Origin of the sequence: Nitrobacter sp. 62-23, assembly GCF_001897285.1 — a bacterium.
Lineage (GTDB): Bacteria > Pseudomonadota > Alphaproteobacteria > Rhizobiales > Xanthobacteraceae > Nitrobacter.
In genome coordinates, this window is record NZ_MKSM01000109.1 from 1 (window position 1) to 18,635 (window position 18,635).

An 18,635-nucleotide genomic window follows, 5' to 3' on the forward strand; every position below is an offset into this window, starting at 1 on the left:
GATCTGAACATCGACGGCGCGCTCGTTGACGGTGCCTCCGCCGTTCAGCTCACCGCGGCGAACCGTCTCGCCGGGCGTGGCGGCGAGCACCCGCAGCATCTCGCGCTCACGATCGGTGAGATGAATGACATCGTCGCCCTGCCGCAGCTCGCCCCGGTCCAGGTGATAGACATACGGCCCGAACGCGATCGATCCGGTCCGCGCCGTCGGCAGCGGCATCGTGCGCTTCAGGATATTCCCGATCCGCAGCACCAGCTCTCGCGGCTCGAACGGCTTGGCGAGATAGTCGTCGGCGCCGATCTGCAAACCCTCGATGCGGCTCTCGGCCTCGTGTCGGGCCGTCAGCATGATGATCGGCACCGCGGACGAGGCACGGATGAACCGGGCGAGATCGAAGCCGGTTTCGCCGGGCATCATGATGTCGAGGATCAGCAGGTCGAAATGCAGCCCGAGCAGTTTGGAGCGGGCCGCCTTGGCGCTCATGGCCGTGGTGACACGGTAACCCTCCCCCGCCAGAAAGCGCGACAGCAGATCGCGGATACGCCGGTCGTCATCGACCAGCAGCAGATGCGGGGCGTCGTCGGCAGGCCTCACCGGCGCGCGCGCGATCCCTGCCGTTTGCATTCCCGTCATGCCTTCACCATCTTGCCGTCGGCCCGCAGGATCGCTTCCAGCACCTTGTCGGGATCATCGTGGTCGATCATCCCGAGCAGGAACTTGCGCACGGCCTCGGCGCCGGACGCGTCGAGACCACGCAGCGCGCGCACGATCCGGTCGGTCTGCAACCCTGCGAGTTTTCCCACTAGCGCCTCGCCTTTCGCAGTGGCGAAAAGAAGGCGTTGGCGCCTGTCGGCGTCGCCGGCTTTCTGCACAATGTAGCCTTCATCGAGGAGTTGCTTGAGAACCCGCCCCAGCGATTGCTTGGTGATGCGCAGCACCTCGAGCAGATCGGCAACATTAAGCCCAGGATAACGGTAGACGAAATGCATCACCCGATGATGGGCGCGGCCGAAGCCGAATTCTTCCAGCACATGGTCGGGATCGCCGACAAAGTCGCGATAGGCGAAGAACAGCAATTCGATGATGTCCCAGCGCGTCTCAACGGGGCGTTCTCCGGCCCGTTGCGGATCGGCGGACGTTATGCCGGAGCGGGTCGGAGAATTTAGGACAGCCATGTTGACATATCTTGGTCTCAATGTTACAAGCCGGACATCCACAGTGAAATATTATATCGTCCCGCGAAATTCCGGATAAAGCCCTGCCAAGCGGCAGACCAATCGGCCCTCACCTCGTCGTGCGATTGGTCGAGCTGCCTTTCGGCAACATACTGGACTTCGCGCCGTCCGCCAAAGCGGAAACCGGGACTTCGCGGAGCGGCAAAAGCCTGCAACGCGAAGACCCTTTTTCAAGCCGGAGAACACCATGAGAGCTTCGTTCGAAAAAACCGATGGCGCGGTGTCGTTGACATTCGATGTCCAGCCAACGGCCAATCCGACGCCCGCGACCGCGCGCGAGGCAAAGCTCGCAGATCCCGGCTTCGGCCGGGTGTTCACCGATCACATGGCGGTGGTGCGCTACAATCACGTGAACGGTTGGCACGGCGCGCGGGTCGAAGCGCGCGCCAGCTTCCCGCTCGATCCGGCGACCGCCGTCCTGCACTACGCGCAGGAGATTTTCGAGGGTCTGAAAGCCTACAAGCGTGACGACGGCGGCGTGAACCTGTTTCGCCCGGACGCCAACGCGAGACGCTTTCGCAATTCGGCCGAGCGCATGGCGATGGCGCCGCTACCCGAGCCCGTGTTCATCGAAGCCATCGAGCAACTCCTGCACATCGACCGCGACTGGATTCCCGGCGGTGAAGGCAGCCTGTACCTGCGGCCTTTCATGATCGCCAACGAAGTCTTTCTCGGCGTCAAGCCCTCGGCGGAATACATCTTCGCCGTCATCGCGTCACCCGTCGGCTCCTATTTCAAGGGCGGGCCCGCGCCGGTCTCGATCTGGGTGTCGGAGAATTACACGCGGGCGGCGGTCGGCGGCACCGGCGCCGTCAAATGCGGCGGCAACTATGCCGCCAGCCTGCGCGCGCAGGCCGAAGCCATCGATCGCGGCTGCGATCAGGTTGTCTTCCTGGACGCGATCGAACGCCGCTACATCGAGGAACTCGGCGGCATGAATATCTTCTTCGTGTTCGACGACGGCTCGCTCTCGACGCCGCCGCTCGGCACCATCCTGCCGGGCATCACCCGCGATTCTATCATCACACTCGCGAAGGAGTCCGGCACGCAAGTGCGCGAGGAACCCTACACCATCGACCAGTGGCGCAGCGACGCCGCCAGCGGCAGGCTGAAAGAAGCCTTCGCCTGCGGCACCGCCGCCGTCGTTTCTCCGATCGGCAAGGTGTGCTCGGCGCATGGCGATTTCACCATCAATGGCGGCGCCGCCGGTCCCGTCGCGATGGGCTTCCGCAAGAAACTGGTTGATATCCAGTATGGACGCGCGGCAGACCCGCACGACTGGACCCGCAAGGTGCTGTGACCAGGGGCGCTTCATCGGCTTGTTTTGCGCTCAAGCCTCGCGATATCGCATCTCCTTTCGAGGCACCAGACCGAGCCGCTCGCGCTTGGTCCAACGCGTGATCATCAGGATAGCTACGGCCGCGAGGCCCGACGCCAGGCCGATCCAGATGCCGGTGCCCTGAAATCCGAGCCTGAAGGCAAACAGCAAACTCAGCGACATGCCGAAGCCCCAATAGCCAAGACCGGCATAGATCATCGGCACGCGGGTATCCTGCAGGCCGCGCAGCATGCCGGCGCCGACCACCTGCGCGCCGTCGGCAATCTGAAACACCGCCGCGCAGGTCAGAAACGACACCGCCAGTCCGACCACCTCGGCATTCGCCGCATCGTTGATGTCGACGAATGCACCGATCAGCCATCGCGGCGCGGCGATCATCAACACGCTGGTCGCGGTCATGAAAGCGATCGCCAGCGCGAAGGACGTCCATCCGGCGCGGGTGATCCCGTCACGGTCGCCCGCGCCGTAAGCGCGGCCGACGCGCACCGTCGCAGCCTGCGACAGTCCCATCGGCACCATGAAGGAGACCGATGCGATCTGGATCGCAATGGCGTGAGCCGCGATCGAGGCCGTGCCGAACTGTCCCATCAGGAATACGGCGGCATTGAACACCGTGATCTCGAAAGCGAGCGCGGCGCCGATCGGCAGACCGACGCGCCACAGCGTGACAAGACGCGGCCAATCGGCGCGCCACCAGTTGCCGAACAGATGGAAGCGACGAAACTTGCGGCCAAGGCTTGCCACCAGCACCAGCCCGACGAACAGAAAGGTGTTCGACAATGTCGTCGCGATGCCGGAACCACGCAGCCCTAACGCGGGCAGACCAAGATGACCGAACACCAGCGCCCAATTCGCGGCGATATTGAACAGGATCGCGGCCGCCGTCACCAGCATGGCCGATAACGGCCGCTCCAGCGCGGCGAAGAACGATCGCAACGCGATAAAGCCCAGCGTCGGCAACATGCCCCATTGCAATGCGCGCACGAACACCTGAGCATCCGCCGCAAGCTGCGGTTCCTGATCGAACAGAATGAGGATCGCCTCGCTATGCCACAGCAGCAACCAGCTCGGCACCGCAATCAGAACCGACGCCCATAGTCCCTGCCGGAACGTCCGCCGCACGTCGCGCACCGAATGCAGCTTACGACCGAACGCTTCGGCCATCATCGGCGACGTCGCAGTGACGATGCCGATGCCGAAAATCAGGATCGCGAAGTAGAGATTGACGCCAAGCGTTCCCGCCGCCAGCGCGGAAGGACCGACGCGACCGAGCACGATGACATCGGTTGTCGTCAGCGCAATTTGCGCGAGATTGGTGAGGACCAGCGGCCAGCCAAGCGTCAGCGTCGCCCGGAATTCTCCGAGCCAGGGTTCGCGCAGCAGCGCGCTCTGGCGGGCGTCAAAAAGCATTTGGTCCGTCATCAACACGGCAGAACGAACAGAAGAACATTTTCCGGACGACAAAAACCTCCGACGGTATCGCCGGAGGTTCCTCATGCGTCGTTCGCTGGATCGCCCTTAATTAAGTGAACTCCGGCGATTTTGCCAGAGGCCCGAGCGCAGGGCGATCTGCCGACCCGACCGGCTGTCATGCAGACGCGACATCGGCAAGCCTGGCCGCCTCGATCCAGAACACCTCCCCTTCGGACTCCTCGGTGTCGAGCCAGAGGAATTCCGCACCAGGGTACGCCTTCTCGATTACCGGCTTGCAGCGACCAACCTCGCACAAAAGTCCGCCGCCGGGCGCGAGGTGAGCTTTGGCGCCGTCGATGATCCGCCGCACCAGATCGATGCCGTCGGCGCCGCCGTCGAAGGCCATTCGCGGCTCCGCAAGGCATTCACGCGGCAGGCCCGCCATGCCTTTCGCATCGACATAAGGCGGGTTCGAGATGATCAGATCATAGTGCTGATCCCTGAGCGCGGCGAACAGGTCGCCTTGCAACAGCGTGATGCGGTTTTCCAGACCGTGCTCGCGCACATTGCGCGCGGCGACCGCGAGCGCGTCTTTTGACAGATCGGCCGCATCGACCCTCGCATTCGGAAATGCGCGCGCGGCCAGAATGGCAAGGCATCCCGAGCCGGTGCAGAGATCAAGTACGCGAGTGATGGTTACGGGGTCGCGCAGACGCAGCACATCGTCGTGTCCGAAATGCGAGTCGATAATTTCGCCGATAAACGAGCGCGGCACGATCACGCGCTCGTCGACATAAAACGGCAACCCGCGCATGTACATTCGGTTGACGAGGTAGGCGGCGGGCTTGCGCGTTGCGATGCGCTGCCCGACCCAGTCGAGGATGCGTTGGCCTGCCGCCTTCGGCACGCGCCGCGCGGCGTTCACCTCCACCTCGTCCGGATGCAGGCGCATGGCCTCGCCGACCAGAAAGGCGGCCTCCGCAACCGGATCGGTAGTGCCGTGCGCGAAGGCAACGCGCCCCTGCTTCAGCCTTGCGGCGGCTAAACGGACATAGTCGTAAATCGTCGCGAGTTCGGCTGCCTCAGCCTTGGCCTCGTCCGGATTTGTTGTCCCGGATTTGACGGTCGCGCGCGCCGGCCGGCGTTTTTTGGTTGGACTGTGGATCGCGGCCTTCGAGCGTCCGCCGCGTGCGGCGGTCGTCACCATCAGGATTTGGCCCAGCGCGCCGCAGCCGTGTCGTCGCGATCATGGGCATCGACCCAACTTGATCCGGCGGAGCCCTCTTCGCGTTTCCAGAACGGCGCGCGAGTCTTGAGATAGTCCATCAGGAACTCGGCCGCATGAAACGCCGCTTCGCGGTGCGACGAGGCCGTCACCACCAGAACGATATTGTCGCCCGGCACAATCCGCCCGAAGCGGTGAATGACGGTGAGGCCGGTGAGCGGCCAGCGCGAAACCGCCTCCTCGGCATGGCGCGCGATCTCTTCCTCCGCCATGCCCGGATAATGTTCCAGCACAAGCGCGGCGATCGCATCACCACCCTCGCCGTCAACCTTGTCGCTTCTGCAGATGCCGCTGAAACTCACGACGGCCCCGATATCGGTGCGGCCGCGCGACAGCGCCGCGATTTCGCGCGCGACGTCGAAGTCCTCTTCCTGCAGGCGAATGGTGACGGGAATGGTCATGGCGACGCCGCTCGTTACAGATCAGCCGCCGGTCATCGGCGGAAAGAACGCAATCTCGCGCGCGCCTGCGATCGCCGTGTCCTGCTTGACGTGGATGCGGTCGATCGCGGCGCGGATCACCTTCGGCTTTTCGAACGCATGGGCATATTCATCGCCCCGCTGCGACAGCCATGCGATCAGATCGGCAACCGTCGCGACCGCCTCCGGCGGATCGAGCGCCTCCTCGGCCTTGCCGACCCGCTCGCGCACCCAGGCGAAATACAGCACCTTCATTTTTCATCCTCCTCGATGAGGTGGTGAATACCAGCCTGGAAATAGTCCCAACCCGTATAGATGGTGAAGATCGCGGAGACCCACAACAGCAGAAGCCCGATCTGGGTCACGAACGGGAAGATCAGGTCACCGGCCTCGCCAGCCAGCAGGAAGCCGATCGCAACCAGTTGCACGGTGGTCTTCCACTTCGCGACCCTGGTCACGGGCACGCTGACGCGCAGCGCCGCCAGATATTCGCGAAGGCCGGATACGAGTATCTCGCGGCACAGGATCACGATCGCCGCCCACAAGGTCCAGCCATGGATGATGCCATCCGCCGCCAGCATCAGCAGGCAGGAGGCGACCAGGAGCTTGTCGGCGATCGGATCGAGCATTTTGCCCAAGGCGGACTGCTGATCCCAGATCCGCGCATAGTAGCCGTCGAGAAAATCCGTGACGCCTGCCGCGATGAACACCCCGAGCGCCACCCAGCGCAGGCGCAACGGCCCGTCCATGATCGATTGCGCATAGACGCAGCCCACCACCACCGGAATAGCGGCGATCCGGGCACAGGTGAGAATGTTCGGAAGCGACAGCATATGCCTCGCGGTCGCCTGGCTGGTGGCGGTGCTCATTTGTCTTACCAATACCGTCGTGGCGCGAACGTCAACCGGCCACCCACGCATTTTGCCGCCTTGGTCGCTGCTCAAGCCTTATCCGTTGGTCTTAATACGAAAAAGCCGCCGGATCGCATAACAAAATCCACCCTCATGCGGGCCGGGCATGGAAAAAGTCGAAGATCCTGCGGGCGCTTTCGGCGCTGATCCCCGGAACCTTGCCGAGGTCCGCCACCGAGGCGCGCTCGATCTCCTTCAGCGTTCCGAAATGATGCAGCAGCGCCCGCTTGCGCGCCGGGCCGATGCCGGGAACCTCCTGTAATCCGGCTTCCCGGATATCCTTTTTGCGCAGCTTGCGATGCGATCCTATGACAAACCGGTGCGCCTCGTCGCGCAATCGCTGGATAAAATACAAAACAGGATCGCGGGGCTCGAGCTTGATGGCCGGACGATCGGGAAGGAACAAGGTTTCGCGACCGGCATCGCGGTCCGGGCCCTTGGCGACCGCCATCAGCGATATCTCACGCAGCCCCAGCGCATCGAAAATCCCGCGCGCGGCATTGAGTTGGCCGAGGCCGCCATCGATGATCACAAGATCCGGCCGTTGCGGCTCCGTTTCCTTCTCCGGGTCCTCGGCGGCTTGCTGCATCAGCAGTCTCTTGAAACGGCGCTCCAAGACCTCGCGCATCATCGCGTAGTCGTCGCCGGGCGTCAGACTCTCGGAACGGATGTTGAACTTGCGATACTGGTTTTTCAAAAAGCCTTCCGGACCGGCGACGATCATCGCCCCGACCGCGTTGGTTCCCTGGATGTGGCTGTTGTCATAGACCTCGATGCGCCGCGGGCTATGCGGCAAACCCAGGGCAGCCGCCAAACCCTGCAACAGCCGCGACTGCGTCGCGGTATCGGCCAGCTTGCGGCCGAGCGCCTCGCGCGCATTGGTCAGCGCATGGGCGACCAGCTCCTTTTTCTCGCCGCGCCGCGGCACAAAGACCGCGACCTTGTGACCGGCCTTGATCGACAGGGCATCGGCCAGCAACTCGCTCTCCTCGATCTGGTGCGACAGCAGGATCAGTTTCGGCGGCGGCTTGTCGTCGTAGAACTGCGCGAGGAACGCGCCCAGCACCTCCTCCGGCGTGAAGGATTTTTCCGCGCGCGGAAAGTAAGCGCGGTTGCCCCAGTTCTGCCCGGTGCGGAAGAAAAACACCTCGACGCAGGAATAGCCGCCCTCCTGGTGGATCGCGAACACGTCGGCCTCTTCCACCGTGCGCGGGTTGATGCCCTGCTGCGACTGGATCGCCGACAGTGCCGCGAGCCGGTCGCGGTAAAGCGCCGCGCGCTCAAAAGCGAGGTCGCGTGATGCCTGCTCCATCGCGCGGGCCAGGTCCTCCTTCACGGCGCGGCTGCGGCCGGACAGAAAGTCGGTCGCCTCGCGCACCAGCACCGTATAGCCGGGGAAATCGATCTCGCCGGTGCAAGGACCCGAGCAGCGCTTGATCTGATACAAAAGACACGGCCGCGTCCGGCTTTCGAAGAACGAGTCGGTGCAGGAGCGCACCAGGAACGCGCGCTGCAGCGCCGTGATGGTGCGGCCGACCGCGCCGGCGGATGCGAACGGACCGAAATAGCGTCCCGGCCGCGACTGCGCGCCGCGATGCTTGAGGATCTGCGGCGCCCAGTGGTCGCCGGTGATCAGGATGTAAGGAAACGACTTGTCGTCGCGAAGCTGCACGTTGAAGCGCGGTCGCAACTGCTTGATCAGGTTCGCTTCGAGCAGCAGCGCCTCGGTCTCGGTTCCGGTCGACACGATCTCGACGGTGCACGTCGCCGCGATCATGCGCGCGATACGCATCACCTGACCGGTCGGCCGCGCATAGGACGACAGGCGCTTGCGCACGTTCTTGGCCTTGCCGACGTAGAGCACGTCGTTCGCCGCGTTCATCATGCGGTAGACGCCGGGCGAGGTCGGGGCGTGGCGAACCGCGCGCGCGATGGCCGCGCGGCCGACCGCGAGCGGTCCCTCCTCGATCCCATCGGTGGACTCGTCCTGGACATCGGGCAGCCGCGCCTCGTCGTCCTCGTCGGGCTCGACAGCCCCGGCGGTCTCGACGGTTGCGGGATCGACATCCTGCCCCGCCTCCACCGTTTCCGCTTGCCGCGGCATGTTCGCGCCGGAACCCGGCGGCCGTCCGGATCCGGCCGGTTTTGCGGGGTCGGAGGAATCGCTCGTCATATCCATCAGTTAAGCGATGAAGCCGGAGGACGCCAGCGGCGGCGAGACGGGCGGGCGGTACGAGGCCGCCTTCACCAATAACCCGCGCCGCCATGCCGGTAACACTTTTTTAAGAACAAAAGACCGATGGGGCACCGCCTTAAGAACCGCTTAACTTAAAACTTTCGATAAATCCTAAGCACGGAATTTCAGAATTCGTAACCGTACGGATCGACTCGCAATGTCACGACGGGAACGACGGCAAGGGGTTGGAGTATCGAAATGAGCAAGACAACGATCGCAGCATTGGCCGCCGTGGCATCAACGGCGCTGATCGGCACCGCGCAGGCCGCGGATCTGTCCTACCGCTCGCCCTATACCGTCAATCAGCCGCTCAATGCCTTCAGCTGGGCGGGCCCCTATCTCGGCGGCAACCTCGGTTATGCCTGGGGCAGCGTCCATAACAGCGCCACCAAGCCGGACGGCGTGTTCGGTGGCGTGCAGGCCGGCTACAACTGGCAGAGCGGGCCGCTGGTGTTCGGCCTCGAAGGCGACATCCAGGCCAGCGCCGCCGACGATACCTTCGCGCCGTGGAAATTCTCCAACCCATGGTTCGGCACAGTGCGCGGCCGCCTCGGCTACGCCTTCAACAACGTTCTGGTCTATGGCACCGGCGGTCTCGCCTTCGGCGAACTGCGCGCCGAAACCTTCGGGCTGTCGGAATCCCACACCAGTGCGGGCTGGACCGTGGGCGTCGGCGCAGAATTCGGCATCTACCAGAACTGGACCGCGAAGGTCGAATATCTCTATGTCGACCTGTCGAGCAGCAACTTCTCGATCACCGGCGCTCCCAACAGCTATCAGTCCGGACTGGTCCGCGCCGGCGTGAACTATCATTTCTGACGCGTTTCGCGTTTAAACGCGAACATCTCGACGATTCGTCAGTGCCGGGTTTGACCCGGCAGTCCACGTCTTCCTTGTAGAGCCGGGTGCAAAGACGTGGATGCCCGCAACATACGCGGCATGACGGGCGCGTGCGGCGCGATTCAATCAGACCGGTTCATAAGCCGCTTCAAACTCCCGGCCGTTCGCGGCCGGGATTTTTTTATGTCGGAAGTCAGCGTGCACCGGAAAATGCGCACGCTTCATGCACTTTCCGCAGGCCGCCGCGCGGCGCTGCCGGTCAGGGCGAGATCACGAGATTGACTGCCTTGGGGCCCTTGCCCTTCTTGTCCGGCTCGACCTCGAATGTGACGCGCTGTCCTTCGGACAATTCCGTCAATCCGGCCTGTTCCACCGCCGTGATGTGAACGAAGACATCGCGGCCGCCATCATCCGGCTTGATGAAACCGTAGCCGCGCTCCCCGTTGAAGAACTTGACCGTTCCAGTCATGGCCATCGGCAAAACCCCTCTCGCCGCATTGCATTCGCCGCCGCGCCCCCGCGCGCCGACGAGACCTGACATTCACTCGGGCGATGCCGCCATCGCAGCCACCGCCGGTCGCAAGCGCGGCAGCTTAATACGGTTCCCGCCGAACTGACCATGACGAAATTGCATGTTGCGATCGGCTCAACCTCCGACCGCCTCCAGCCTGAACCTGGCGGCGCCGCCGTGCCCCAGCGGCTTCTCCAGCTCGGGGAGGATGAGCTTCAGCTCCGCCTTCAACGTCCACGGCGGGTTGACGATCAGAAGTCCGGCCGCGGTGAGCGGACCGTCCGGGGTCTGCGGGGCCACGCTGAATTCAAGCCGCAGGCATTTGTCGGCGCGCCCTCCGACCGCAGCACCGACCCCGCGCGCCAGATCGTCCGTCGCGCGGCGTCTTTTCGCCGGATACCACAGCATATAGCAGCCGCTCGGCCATTTCGCGAAGGCCGCGGCAAATCCGCCTGCGAGCCGCTCGAACTCGTCCTTGTGCTCGAATGGCGGATCGATCAGCACCAGCCCGCGCCGCTCCTTCGGCGGCACGAAGGCGGAGAGCGCCGTCCAGCCGTCGAGATCGACCACGTTGGCCTGGACATCGCGACGCAGCGCGTCGATGAGTTGTTTACGGGCGACGGGTTCGAGTTCGCAGGCCACCAGCCGATCCTGCGGCCGCAGCAAGGCGCGCGCGATCAGCGGCGATCCCGGATAGCACAGCAGGCCGCGCTGCGGATTGAAGGCCCTGACGATATCGAGATAAGGCGCGACCAGTGCGCCGACGGGGTCGGAAAACCGCGATTGCATCAGCCGCGCGATTCCGGTCAGCCATTCGCCGCCGCGCGCCGCCTCCTCGCCGCCGAGATCGTAAACGCCTGCGCCGGCATGGGTGTCGATGACGCGAAACGCCGCCGGCTTCTCCTGCAGATAGGTCAGGATGCGGACCAGCACGATGTGCTTGATGACGTCGGCGAAGTTGCCGGCATGGAAGGCGTGGCGATAGTTCATGATGGTTTCGCGGAGCGTTCGCTCCCTGGTCGTCCCTGCGAAAGCGGGGACCTATCCCCGGATGTCAGTGACGAGGCGGAGAGATCACCGAGGAAGGGCACAGCGCATTTCAACTACAACGATACATCCATCGCACGACACGGCGTATGAGTCCCCACCTTCGTGGGGACGACTTGCCGCGAATGCTACAGACCACCCCCGCGCACCGGCGGCAGCACGACCTGGTCCTTGCGGCAGGCGCGGCGGTCGATTTCCTCGCAGGCGCGGAATTGCAGGTCCTTGTTCATGCAGATCCGCACCTCGCTGAGCCTGGTGCGATCGCAGATCACCGCGATCGCGGAGTGGCTGAGCCCGGGATTGTCCCGGATGAAGGCGCTCTCGATATCGTCGGGCGCGATGCTCTTCGGCGCCTCCAGATCGACGAATTCCGCGGGAACCTTCACCGCAGCGCGGGCCCTGCGGACGGTCTCGAAATAGGCCTGCGCATCGAGGCCGGAGCAGGTGCCGTGCTTGTCCCACTCGCTATAGATCAGGCCGGGAGCCGGCATCAAATCCAGCATTGAGGACATGATGCGACGATCGAGTCGCGGCGCGGGACGCTGGCAATAATCCGGAAAGCCGTGCTCGTATTGCGGCCAGAGGCCATGCACCACGAAAGAGTACGGTCGTCCGCCGCATTGGGCCTGCTGCGACCGACTGGTATTGCCGCGCTCGGCCGCAGCCGCGCAGAACGACGGCGACCACGACAGCGACAGTACATAGAAATCGAACGCTCCTGGCGCGTTCTGGCGACGGTCCTGCGCCGCGCCGCTGGTCCACCCTGCAAGCAGGGCCAGACACGACAGAACAGGCACGGCGGCCGCGCGCGACACCCACCTCATGACGCCAAACTCCCAGCCCCGCCGTTCCGCGTCCCTGACGCAGACCGGCAGAATCAAGTCTACCATAGCGGGTGGACGCCGCAGGGGAAAACTTCGCAGCGGTTTCCATGTACCGGGGGGCATGCGCGAGATGCCGTCCGAGGGACGGCCGCGAGCACCATGAATTGCCGGGTCATTCGTGCCGGGACGACGTGCCTTGCATCAGGCGTGAACGCCCTTTCAGGGCTGCGCGGTGCGGCAGGCCGGATTGTAGGCCCAGTTGCGGTCGAGGCCGACTACACACCACTCGACGCCGTGCCCCATGCTGGCAAGCCCGCCATCCTCGATGATCGAATAATGCACCGTGCGGATCTTGCCATCGCTGACCATCGCGTCGGCGGTGCAATAGCGGCGCGGGATGTTGTCGGACTGCCACGGCCGGAACGCCGTTTCATGGACGTTGCCATAGGCCGTGATCCGCAGCGGCGAATTCCAGAAGGCGCGTTCCTTTTCCCAGAATTGCGACGTGATGACCGGCAGCCCGGCCTCGCAGCCTGGCAAACGGCCCTCATAACTCGGTCCGAACACAGGGAAATTGAAAGCCTGCGCCGTCGGCAAGGCGCCAAACAGCCCCAACACTGCGCCGAGCACAGCGCCAAAGCCGGCTTTCTTCAAGGATGTGATAAGGTTGCGCATAGAGAGCATCCGCCGGTGGTCCGAGGCTGGTGGTCCGATTCTAACATTTGCATCCCGTTGCAAAGCGGGTAGCGAATGTCAAATTCACGCCACGAGAGACGGTGCCGCGAAGCCCGCGCAAGGTCAAGTGCGGCGCGGCAACACCCGCCGCCTAACTCCATATCCACCGGCCGCCGTTCTTTTCATGGCTCGCGCGGCGTTCTAGACTTGAATCGGCAACGATGGAGATGACGATGAGATTGCTCGGAACGGCTTTGCTGGCGGCGATGACAGGCGCGCTGGTTTGCGGACCGGCACGGGCCGACTGGGTGCCGCCCGTCAAGGGCAACGACACCGGCGGCATCATCTCCTATTCGCTGGCCGGAACTGGCGATGTCCGCGTGATCGCGGTCGATCACTGCGCGCGCTACGGCAAGGTGGCGAAAGTCCTCGGTGTCCAGGCCTATCCTGGCGGCTACATCTCGTTCGCCTGCCGGTGGGTGCCTTATGGACCCGACCAGCCTCCGCTGCGGACCCGCTATTGAGCCGGCAGCGCGATCCCACGTTTGCGAGCCTGATTATCCACTGACGGAGCATGCGATGCGACGGTCTCTTCGACTCTCGATTCCCTTCCTGCCGCTGCTGTTTTTTTTGGCAGCGCCGGCATGGGCGGAGGTGCAATTGCCACTGCGCAAGGCCGGATTATGGGACATCAAAGTCGATCACGGCAGCGCCAAAATGCCGGGAGTGACGGTCCAGCAGTGCACCAGCGCAGCCGTGGACCGCGAATTCACCTCGGAATTCGCCCCCTCCGCCAAGCAGGACTGCTCGAAGACCAACGTCCAGAAAACCGCGACCGGCTATGTCATGGATTCGGTCTGTACCTTGGCCGGCGCGACCGTGACATCGCACGCCGAAACCACGGGTGATTTCAATTCCGCCTACACGGTAACGGTCACATCGCGCAGCGAAGGCGGCAAGCTCGGAACCCGCGACAGCAAGATCACCATCGCAGCAAAATGGGCCGGCGACTGCAAGGAAGGTCAGAAACCTGGCGATGTGGTGATGCCCGGCGGCTTCAAGATGAACATGCGCGATCTTGAAAAATTCAAGTCGATGGCGCCGAAGTAGATATCAGGCGGTGGCCCTTCCTCGCCCTTGCGGGGAACAGGCTCAGGCTTTGTTTCGCTTGTCTGATGTCATGGCCGGGCATAGCCGCTCGAAGAATGGCGTCGCTTCGCTGGCCCATGGTCCCGGCCATCCGCTTTTTCTGTTGTCAGGTCTTCACATTCAGCACGTGGCTGCCCGCGCAAGGTCGAGCATGACGATCAACCCCACTTCACGTCGTGCTTATCAAGGATCTTGCGCACCTCCGTGACGAGATCGCTTTCGCCGACTTCGATCTGCGCCTCGGCCTGCTTCTTCAGGTACTCGGTGCGATCCTCGATCGAGGTCAGCCCGGCGCCCGCGATCAGGTCCTTGATCTGCACCTTGCCACGCGCCTTTTCGTCGGTGCCCTGAATGATGGCACACGGCGAGTGGCGCTTGTCGGCGTATTTCATCTGCTGGCCGAGCGAATGCTTCGGGTTGCCGAGATACAACTCCGCGCGGATGCCCGCGCTCCGCAACTCCGCGACCATTTTCTGGTAGCCCGCGATGTCGCCGCCGAACACGGTGACGACCACCGGCCCCGGCTGCGGTTTGGTATCAAGCTTGCCGAGCATGGTGAGCGCCGCCTGCAGCCGCGAGACGCCGATGGAAAAACCTGTCGCCGGCACCGGCTCGCCGCGGAAACGCGAGACGAGGCCGTCATAACGCCCGCCGCCGCCGACCGAGCCGAAGCGAACGGGACGGCCCTTCTCGTCTTTCGTCTCTAACAGCAGTTCGACCTCATAGACAGGACCGGTGTAGTATTCGAGACCGCGCACGACGGAAGGATCAATGCGGATGCGATCTTCGCTGTAACCGCTTGAAATGACGAATTCGGCAATGTCGCCCAACTCTGAAAGGGCAGCATTCATTGTAGCTGCGCCCGTCATGCCGCAAAACTTCTTGGGAAGTTCGCCGTCCATGTGCCTATGCCATTTACCGTCGGGGAGTAGATTGACGGTAACATTGAACTTCAAGCACTGACGAATTGCTTCGATTTGATCTTCGTCGAGATTAGCACCCTTAGTGAAATCGCCGCTGTCGTCCTTACGTCCCGAACCCAATAATTTTTCGATTTCACTCCATTCAAACTTGTCAGCCTTATCGATCGCCCTTAGCACCGTCAGCCGTCGTCCGGCATTTTCATCACCGCCGAGTCCGATCGACTCCATCACCCCGTCCAGCACCTTGCGGTTGTTCACCTTCACGACGTACTGCCCGCGCGGGATGCCGAGCGCCTCCATGGTATCGGCGGCCATCATGCACATCTCGGCATCGGCGGCAGGCGATGCCGAGCCGACCGTATCGGCATCGAACTGCATGAACTGCCGGAAGCGTCCCGGTCCGGGCTTCTCGTTGCGGAACACGTAGCCCGCGCGATAGCTGCGATAGGGCAGCGCGAGGTTCTGGAAATTTTCCGCAACATAACGCGCCAGCGGCGCGGTGAGATCGTAGCGCAAGCTGATCCACTGCTCGTCGTCGTCCTGGAACGAGAACACGCCCTCATTGGGGCGGTCCTGATCGGGCAGGAATTTGCCGAGCGCGTCGGTGTATTCCATCGCGGGGGTCTCGACCGGCTCGAAGCCGTAACGCTCGTAGACCGCGCGGATTTTTTCCACCATCTGCCGCGTGGCGTCGATCGCGGCTGGCCCGCGATCCTCCAGCCCGCGCGGCAGGCGGGCGCGGAGCTTTTGCGGCTTCTTCGGTTTCTTGTCGGACATGAACTCACACGGGCGGCTGAGAACAAACGGCGCTGACGTCGTATGTCAACGAAGCGCGACACGGGTTACCAGCCACGGCGTGAACGGGCAAGGCAGGCTTTCATCCCGCCCCCCTTTGCATTCCCTGGAAAGGGCAAGATGCGAACGGGAGTTTCTTGACGCCTGCCCGCGCCGTCAAGAATTGTCTATCGGGATACGGGCTTTCCCCGGGGGCGGAAGACACTATCTCGCCCCTGCCGGAGATCGCAGGCGACAAGCGGCCGAACAAGTGGAGGAGAGCCCCTCGTCCCGTTATCGCTACCGCAATCGACAGATCGTGGCGATCAAAGCGTCTTTCCGGCCCTTGAGTTTTCGTGCCGATGCCAGGCGGTCCAAATTCGGAATGCCGGAGTTTTGCGCCTTCTCGGCGAGTTGAATGTTGCGGTCGAGCAGATGAATCAGACCCCGCAAATCGGAAATAAGCTGTTTCGTTCTTTCCTGAATCAGGACGTGGTGCATGGTTAAAGTTTCAAAATGGGATGTGGTCCCCATAGGAGTGCTCCGATACGCTACAACTGCCTCTCATGATCTGATGTCGGAGCAAATCGGATGCCAGAATCCGAAATGACTGACGCCACGTCCAAACCCGCCACGCCAAAAAAGGTTGCAGATGATCCCCGCCAAAAGATTGGCTCGCTTCCACGCGGACCCGAGCGGCATGCGATGCTGAAGGCAACCTGGCAGGCCAATAACGCTGTATCGTAACTGGATCAATTCACCGGAATTGCAGCCTGTCGATCCTCAGATCGGGTTCAGCCCGAGTTGATCGAGTCCAGGATCCCCACGGCGACATCATTGCGCTGCTGATCACGTCCTGCAGTTCGCCGGAACTGCGATGCGCATCAAAAGACGCTGGATACCGTCACAAAAAGTTGTCGATCGAATCGCCGACGCTCGGTTGCGGTCGATGCCTATAAGATATATTGTGAATATATCTTAATACGAACCTCGAGCGGCCGGCATCAATTCCTCGGCGAAATTCGCTGAAGCAAGGTTGGACCGGGCAGATGTCGCGATCCCAAACTCGCTGATCGCGATCCACGACTGAAACCATAGCAGTATGTTGAAGAGAATGGCCCGACCGTGAACGAGATTGTCTTGGCAAGAACCGTGAGCGGTCTTTCACACAGGAGAAGCATCATGACCACACTCAACAGATACAATGAGCAATTTCATGTCGATGACGATCATTCATCGACGGATTTCACGAGCACTTTGCTGCCGATGCTGGTCGGGGGTCTTGGTCTCATTGTCGTTGGAATGATCGCAGTCGGCGTATTCGTGGGATGATCCCGGTCGTTCCAAATTCAGCGCATAAAAATATGTACGGCGATGATCAAGCCGGCACGGAGGGCCGGCATTGCTCGCTCGCCGAGACACACCATCAATCGGCTTGAAAATTGAAAAAAGCCTGGGCTGTAAAAAGGCCTGGGCTGTAAATCGGCTCAGGGCCGTCTGAAGATAACCGTCTTCAAGAGGTTATCGAGGCACTTGCAGCGGCGGCGTTCTTCGGGCGCTACAGTCCCGCTTTGATCCTTTGTGGCGGCTCATATCCTCGGCCTCGTGATGGCGGGAGCCACCGGGTTTCTGCCCGCGGCTACCTCCATCGACAGGACGCCGGCCGGTGGCCGCAAGGCTTGGAGAAACGCCGCAGCCACCGGTCATCAGCCTTTGCCGATACCTTCTGCAGCCCGATACCCTGCGTAGCCTTGGGCGCCACGCCGGCGCGGACTCATCCTCGATCCGCTGGCCCACACCGGCATCGATCCTCTTCCAGTATTTAAGCGTGCAGCGTATAGGCCCCGCGAACCATCTCGCCGTCGGCTTCCCAGCCGCCGTCCGCCGGGCCCTCCTGATCTGCCCAGCGCCGGCACGGCTCGACACTTAGACCGGCGCGGCGCCCGAGTGATGATAGTTTATCGGGCCATCCATCATGTAGGTGTTGACCGGCACCTTGAACGCCCCCCCGACGCAGGGGGCAATTTTGCGTGCCGAATGATATAAGCTTCGGCACATCTGCTCCGAGAAAGCATCATGCAGGTTGCTGTGACACTTCGAAATCGAAGAGGCGCCAGATCTTCGACGTGCCTGAAGGCGGCGCTCGCTGGTGTGATCTGCATCTACTTTACCGGTTTTGCCTTTACCAAAGATGATGATGACAATGGCGCCTCGACGACGCCCAACATCTACCTCGATTTGAGAACGTCCTACGCCCGCGTACCTGTCGGCTCACTGTCAATCGGTTTTGGCAATCCTGCTCTGGTCACGGCACTGCAATCGCTTGCGCTATTTCGAGCCAACACGACCGCTGCGGGCGGCTTGACGCTACCCTCCGCCCAAGGCGTGGTCGTCGATGTTCCGATGACCATTGATGTAACCGATAGCGTGTCGCTCTATGCTGGTGTGTCAGCCAGTTCGACCGGTACCGCCCTGACCGGCTGGTCGCCGGGAGCAATCACCAGCTGGCACATCGGGTTTCAGGCCGACCTCTACAAGCAAAACGGCGGCTCAATTCCAACTCTGACCTGGCAATCGACCATTACGCAGGTAATTCCCAACGGGCCGCTTGCCACGACGACCTTCAACAATATCTTCGAATTCGACTACGCCTTCGACAAGGACGGGACCCGCGGATGGCTCGCCGGTGTACAAGATGTACACGTAGAAATCGGTCACCCGCTGGCAAGGCTCCATCCGAGCATCACCGGCTATGTCGGCGGCTACTACCAATGGCCGAATAACTGGAAATTTACCGGCCGCGTCGGTGTGCAGTCGTTCGGAGGTGCTCAGCTATCGAATTTCGTGCATGTCGCGGCTTTTACAAAGCCGGTCCTGCGGCTCGATCTCGACCGCATGGATGACAACGACAACCGCCTGTTCGGCGTGACGGCGGAGATCATGTGGGTGCCGGCGCCGGCTTACCGGGTCACCTTCAGGACGCCCCTCTATTTCGTGCGCAACTGAGCACGACCGCCGGCGCGGTCGCCTCGAAGGGCTGGTGTCACGGTTCCT

Annotated in this window: 20 protein-coding genes; 6 read left to right on the forward strand and 14 right to left on the reverse strand. The window is 62.5% G+C overall.

Annotated elements, in window-relative coordinates; genetic code table 11:
* The coding region (locus BGO16_RS11520; RefSeq protein ID WP_292618852.1) for a response regulator transcription factor at positions 1–633 on the reverse strand (633 nt) is incomplete at its 3' end.
* On the reverse strand, positions 630–1,175 hold the full coding sequence (locus tag BGO16_RS11525) for a MarR family transcriptional regulator (RefSeq protein ID WP_292618853.1): 546 nt from the start codon (positions 1,173–1,175) through the stop codon (positions 630–632). The genes BGO16_RS11525 and BGO16_RS11520, both read right to left, overlap by 4 nt.
* 247 nt (positions 1,176–1,422) lie before the next feature.
* On the opposite strand from BGO16_RS11525, the gene BGO16_RS11530 reads away from it, so the two are divergent.
* Positions 1,423–2,535, forward strand: coding sequence for a branched-chain amino acid aminotransferase (locus tag BGO16_RS11530; RefSeq protein ID WP_292618854.1), 1,113 nt, complete (start codon positions 1,423–1,425; stop codon positions 2,533–2,535).
* Positions 2,536–2,565: 30 nt separating this feature from the next.
* Here BGO16_RS11530 and BGO16_RS11535 read toward each other — a convergent pair whose 3' ends face one another.
* From BGO16_RS11535 to uvrC, 6 genes are all read right to left on the reverse strand, one after another.
* On the reverse strand, positions 2,566–3,984 hold the full coding sequence (locus BGO16_RS11535) for an MATE family efflux transporter (protein ID WP_292618855.1): 1,419 nt from the start codon (positions 3,982–3,984) through the stop codon (positions 2,566–2,568).
* Positions 3,985–4,162: 178 nt separating this feature from the next.
* Complete coding sequence (prmB, locus tag BGO16_RS11540) at positions 4,163–5,194, reverse strand: 50S ribosomal protein L3 N(5)-glutamine methyltransferase (protein ID WP_292618856.1); 1,032 nt, start codon at positions 5,192–5,194, stop codon at positions 4,163–4,165.
* Positions 5,194–5,673 carry a molybdenum cofactor biosynthesis protein MoaE gene (locus BGO16_RS11545; RefSeq protein ID WP_292618858.1) on the reverse strand — a complete coding sequence of 160 codons (480 nt, stop codon included), beginning with the start codon at positions 5,671–5,673 and terminating at the stop codon, positions 5,194–5,196. The genes prmB and BGO16_RS11545 overlap by 1 nt, the downstream gene beginning before the upstream one ends.
* A gap of 21 nt (positions 5,674–5,694) precedes the next feature.
* Complete coding sequence (moaD, locus tag BGO16_RS11550; protein ID WP_292618859.1) at positions 5,695–5,946, reverse strand: molybdopterin converting factor subunit 1; 252 nt, start codon at positions 5,944–5,946, stop codon at positions 5,695–5,697.
* Positions 5,943–6,560 (reverse strand): CDP-diacylglycerol--glycerol-3-phosphate 3-phosphatidyltransferase, encoded by a 618-nt coding sequence (pgsA, locus tag BGO16_RS11555; protein WP_292618861.1) that lies wholly within the window; start codon positions 6,558–6,560, stop codon positions 5,943–5,945. The genes moaD and pgsA overlap by 4 nt, the downstream gene beginning before the upstream one ends.
* 133 nt (positions 6,561–6,693) lie before the next feature.
* Positions 6,694–8,775 (reverse strand): excinuclease ABC subunit UvrC, encoded by a 2,082-nt coding sequence (gene uvrC, locus BGO16_RS11560; protein WP_292618912.1) that lies wholly within the window; start codon positions 8,773–8,775, stop codon positions 6,694–6,696.
* Positions 8,776–9,036: 261 nt separating this feature from the next.
* Here uvrC and BGO16_RS11565 point away from each other — a divergent pair, with 261 nt between their 5' ends.
* The gene (locus BGO16_RS11565) at positions 9,037–9,657 is read left to right on the forward strand and encodes an outer membrane protein (RefSeq protein WP_292618863.1); all 621 of its coding nucleotides are present in this window, start codon (positions 9,037–9,039) and stop codon (positions 9,655–9,657) included.
* 280 nt (positions 9,658–9,937) lie between these two features.
* Here the strand turns inward: BGO16_RS11565 and BGO16_RS11570 are convergent, their stop codons facing one another.
* The 4 genes from BGO16_RS11570 to BGO16_RS11585 form a co-directional block, all read right to left on the reverse strand.
* Positions 9,938–10,153 carry a cold-shock protein gene (locus BGO16_RS11570; RefSeq protein WP_292618865.1) on the reverse strand — a complete coding sequence of 72 codons (216 nt, stop codon included), beginning with the start codon at positions 10,151–10,153 and terminating at the stop codon, positions 9,938–9,940.
* A gap of 171 nt (positions 10,154–10,324) precedes the next feature.
* Positions 10,325–11,179, reverse strand: coding sequence for a 23S rRNA (adenine(2030)-N(6))-methyltransferase RlmJ (rlmJ, locus tag BGO16_RS11575; RefSeq protein WP_292618867.1), 855 nt, complete (start codon positions 11,177–11,179; stop codon positions 10,325–10,327).
* A gap of 185 nt (positions 11,180–11,364) precedes the next feature.
* Positions 11,365–12,060, reverse strand: coding sequence for a ribonuclease T2 (locus BGO16_RS11580; protein WP_292618913.1), 696 nt, complete (start codon positions 12,058–12,060; stop codon positions 11,365–11,367).
* A gap of 219 nt (positions 12,061–12,279) precedes the next feature.
* Complete coding sequence (locus BGO16_RS11585) at positions 12,280–12,735, reverse strand: hypothetical protein (RefSeq protein ID WP_292618869.1); 456 nt, start codon at positions 12,733–12,735, stop codon at positions 12,280–12,282.
* A gap of 233 nt (positions 12,736–12,968) precedes the next feature.
* Here BGO16_RS11585 and BGO16_RS11590 point away from each other — a divergent pair, with 233 nt between their 5' ends.
* Both BGO16_RS11590 and BGO16_RS11595 read left to right on the forward strand, forming a co-directional pair.
* Positions 12,969–13,259 carry a hypothetical protein gene (locus BGO16_RS11590; protein ID WP_292618871.1) on the forward strand — a complete coding sequence of 97 codons (291 nt, stop codon included), beginning with the start codon at positions 12,969–12,971 and terminating at the stop codon, positions 13,257–13,259.
* 55 nt (positions 13,260–13,314) lie between these two features.
* Positions 13,315–13,845: a DUF3617 family protein gene (locus BGO16_RS11595; RefSeq protein WP_292618873.1), complete on the forward strand. Its 531-nt coding sequence runs from the start codon at positions 13,315–13,317 to the stop codon at positions 13,843–13,845.
* Positions 13,846–14,042: 197 nt separating this feature from the next.
* On the opposite strand, the gene hisS is transcribed toward BGO16_RS11595, so the two are convergent.
* On the reverse strand, positions 14,043–15,584 hold the full coding sequence (gene hisS, locus BGO16_RS11600; RefSeq protein WP_292618875.1) for a histidine--tRNA ligase: 1,542 nt from the start codon (positions 15,582–15,584) through the stop codon (positions 14,043–14,045).
* Between the two features lie 297 nt (positions 15,585–15,881).
* Entirely contained in the window at positions 15,882–16,115 is a 234-nt protein-coding gene (locus BGO16_RS11605) for a hypothetical protein (protein WP_292618877.1), read from the reverse strand.
* Positions 16,116–16,763: 648 nt separating this feature from the next.
* Here BGO16_RS11605 and BGO16_RS11610 point away from each other — a divergent pair.
* Together BGO16_RS11610 and BGO16_RS11615 are read left to right on the forward strand one after the other, a co-directional pair.
* Complete coding sequence (locus BGO16_RS11610) at positions 16,764–16,913, forward strand: hypothetical protein (RefSeq protein WP_292618878.1); 150 nt, start codon at positions 16,764–16,766, stop codon at positions 16,911–16,913.
* 744 nt (positions 16,914–17,657) lie between these two features.
* A complete protein-coding gene (locus BGO16_RS11615; protein WP_292618880.1) occupies positions 17,658–18,587 on the forward strand; it encodes a hypothetical protein in 930 nt (309 codons plus the stop codon).
* The last annotated feature ends 48 nt before the right edge of the window (positions 18,588–18,635 follow it).

Excerpts from the sequence above, each read along its gene's own strand:
- BGO16_RS11525 (WP_292618853.1), bottom strand. The coding sequence starts at position 1,175 with ATGGCTGTCCTAAATTCTCCGACCCGCTCCGGCATAACGTCCGCCGAT.
- BGO16_RS11530 (WP_292618854.1), top strand. The coding sequence starts at position 1,423 with ATGAGAGCTTCGTTCGAAAAAACCGATGGCGCGGTGTCGTTGACATTC.
- BGO16_RS11535 (WP_292618855.1), bottom strand. The coding sequence starts at position 3,984 with ATGCTTTTTGACGCCCGCCAGAGCGCGCTGCTGCGCGAACCCTGGCTC.
- prmB (WP_292618856.1), bottom strand. The coding sequence starts at position 5,194 with ATGGTGACGACCGCCGCACGCGGCGGACGCTCGAAGGCCGCGATCCAC.
- BGO16_RS11545 (WP_292618858.1), bottom strand. The coding sequence starts at position 5,673 with ATGACCATTCCCGTCACCATTCGCCTGCAGGAAGAGGACTTCGACGTC.
- moaD (WP_292618859.1), bottom strand. The coding sequence starts at position 5,946 with ATGAAGGTGCTGTATTTCGCCTGGGTGCGCGAGCGGGTCGGCAAGGCC.
- pgsA (WP_292618861.1), bottom strand. The coding sequence starts at position 6,560 with ATGAGCACCGCCACCAGCCAGGCGACCGCGAGGCATATGCTGTCGCTT.
- uvrC (WP_292618912.1), bottom strand. The coding sequence starts at position 8,775 with ATGACGAGCGATTCCTCCGACCCCGCAAAACCGGCCGGATCCGGACGG.
- BGO16_RS11565 (WP_292618863.1), top strand. The coding sequence starts at position 9,037 with ATGAGCAAGACAACGATCGCAGCATTGGCCGCCGTGGCATCAACGGCG.
- BGO16_RS11570 (WP_292618865.1), bottom strand. The coding sequence starts at position 10,153 with ATGGCCATGACTGGAACGGTCAAGTTCTTCAACGGGGAGCGCGGCTAC.
- rlmJ (WP_292618867.1), bottom strand. The coding sequence starts at position 11,179 with ATGAACTATCGCCACGCCTTCCATGCCGGCAACTTCGCCGACGTCATC.
- BGO16_RS11580 (WP_292618913.1), bottom strand. The coding sequence starts at position 12,060 with ATGAGGTGGGTGTCGCGCGCGGCCGCCGTGCCTGTTCTGTCGTGTCTG.
- BGO16_RS11585 (WP_292618869.1), bottom strand. The coding sequence starts at position 12,735 with ATGCGCAACCTTATCACATCCTTGAAGAAAGCCGGCTTTGGCGCTGTG.
- BGO16_RS11590 (WP_292618871.1), top strand. The coding sequence starts at position 12,969 with ATGAGATTGCTCGGAACGGCTTTGCTGGCGGCGATGACAGGCGCGCTG.
- BGO16_RS11595 (WP_292618873.1), top strand. The coding sequence starts at position 13,315 with ATGCGACGGTCTCTTCGACTCTCGATTCCCTTCCTGCCGCTGCTGTTT.
- hisS (WP_292618875.1), bottom strand. The coding sequence starts at position 15,584 with ATGTCCGACAAGAAACCGAAGAAGCCGCAAAAGCTCCGCGCCCGCCTG.
- BGO16_RS11605 (WP_292618877.1), bottom strand. The coding sequence starts at position 16,115 with ATGGGGACCACATCCCATTTTGAAACTTTAACCATGCACCACGTCCTG.
- BGO16_RS11610 (WP_292618878.1), top strand. The coding sequence starts at position 16,764 with ATGACCACACTCAACAGATACAATGAGCAATTTCATGTCGATGACGAT.
- BGO16_RS11615 (WP_292618880.1), top strand. The coding sequence starts at position 17,658 with ATGCAGGTTGCTGTGACACTTCGAAATCGAAGAGGCGCCAGATCTTCG.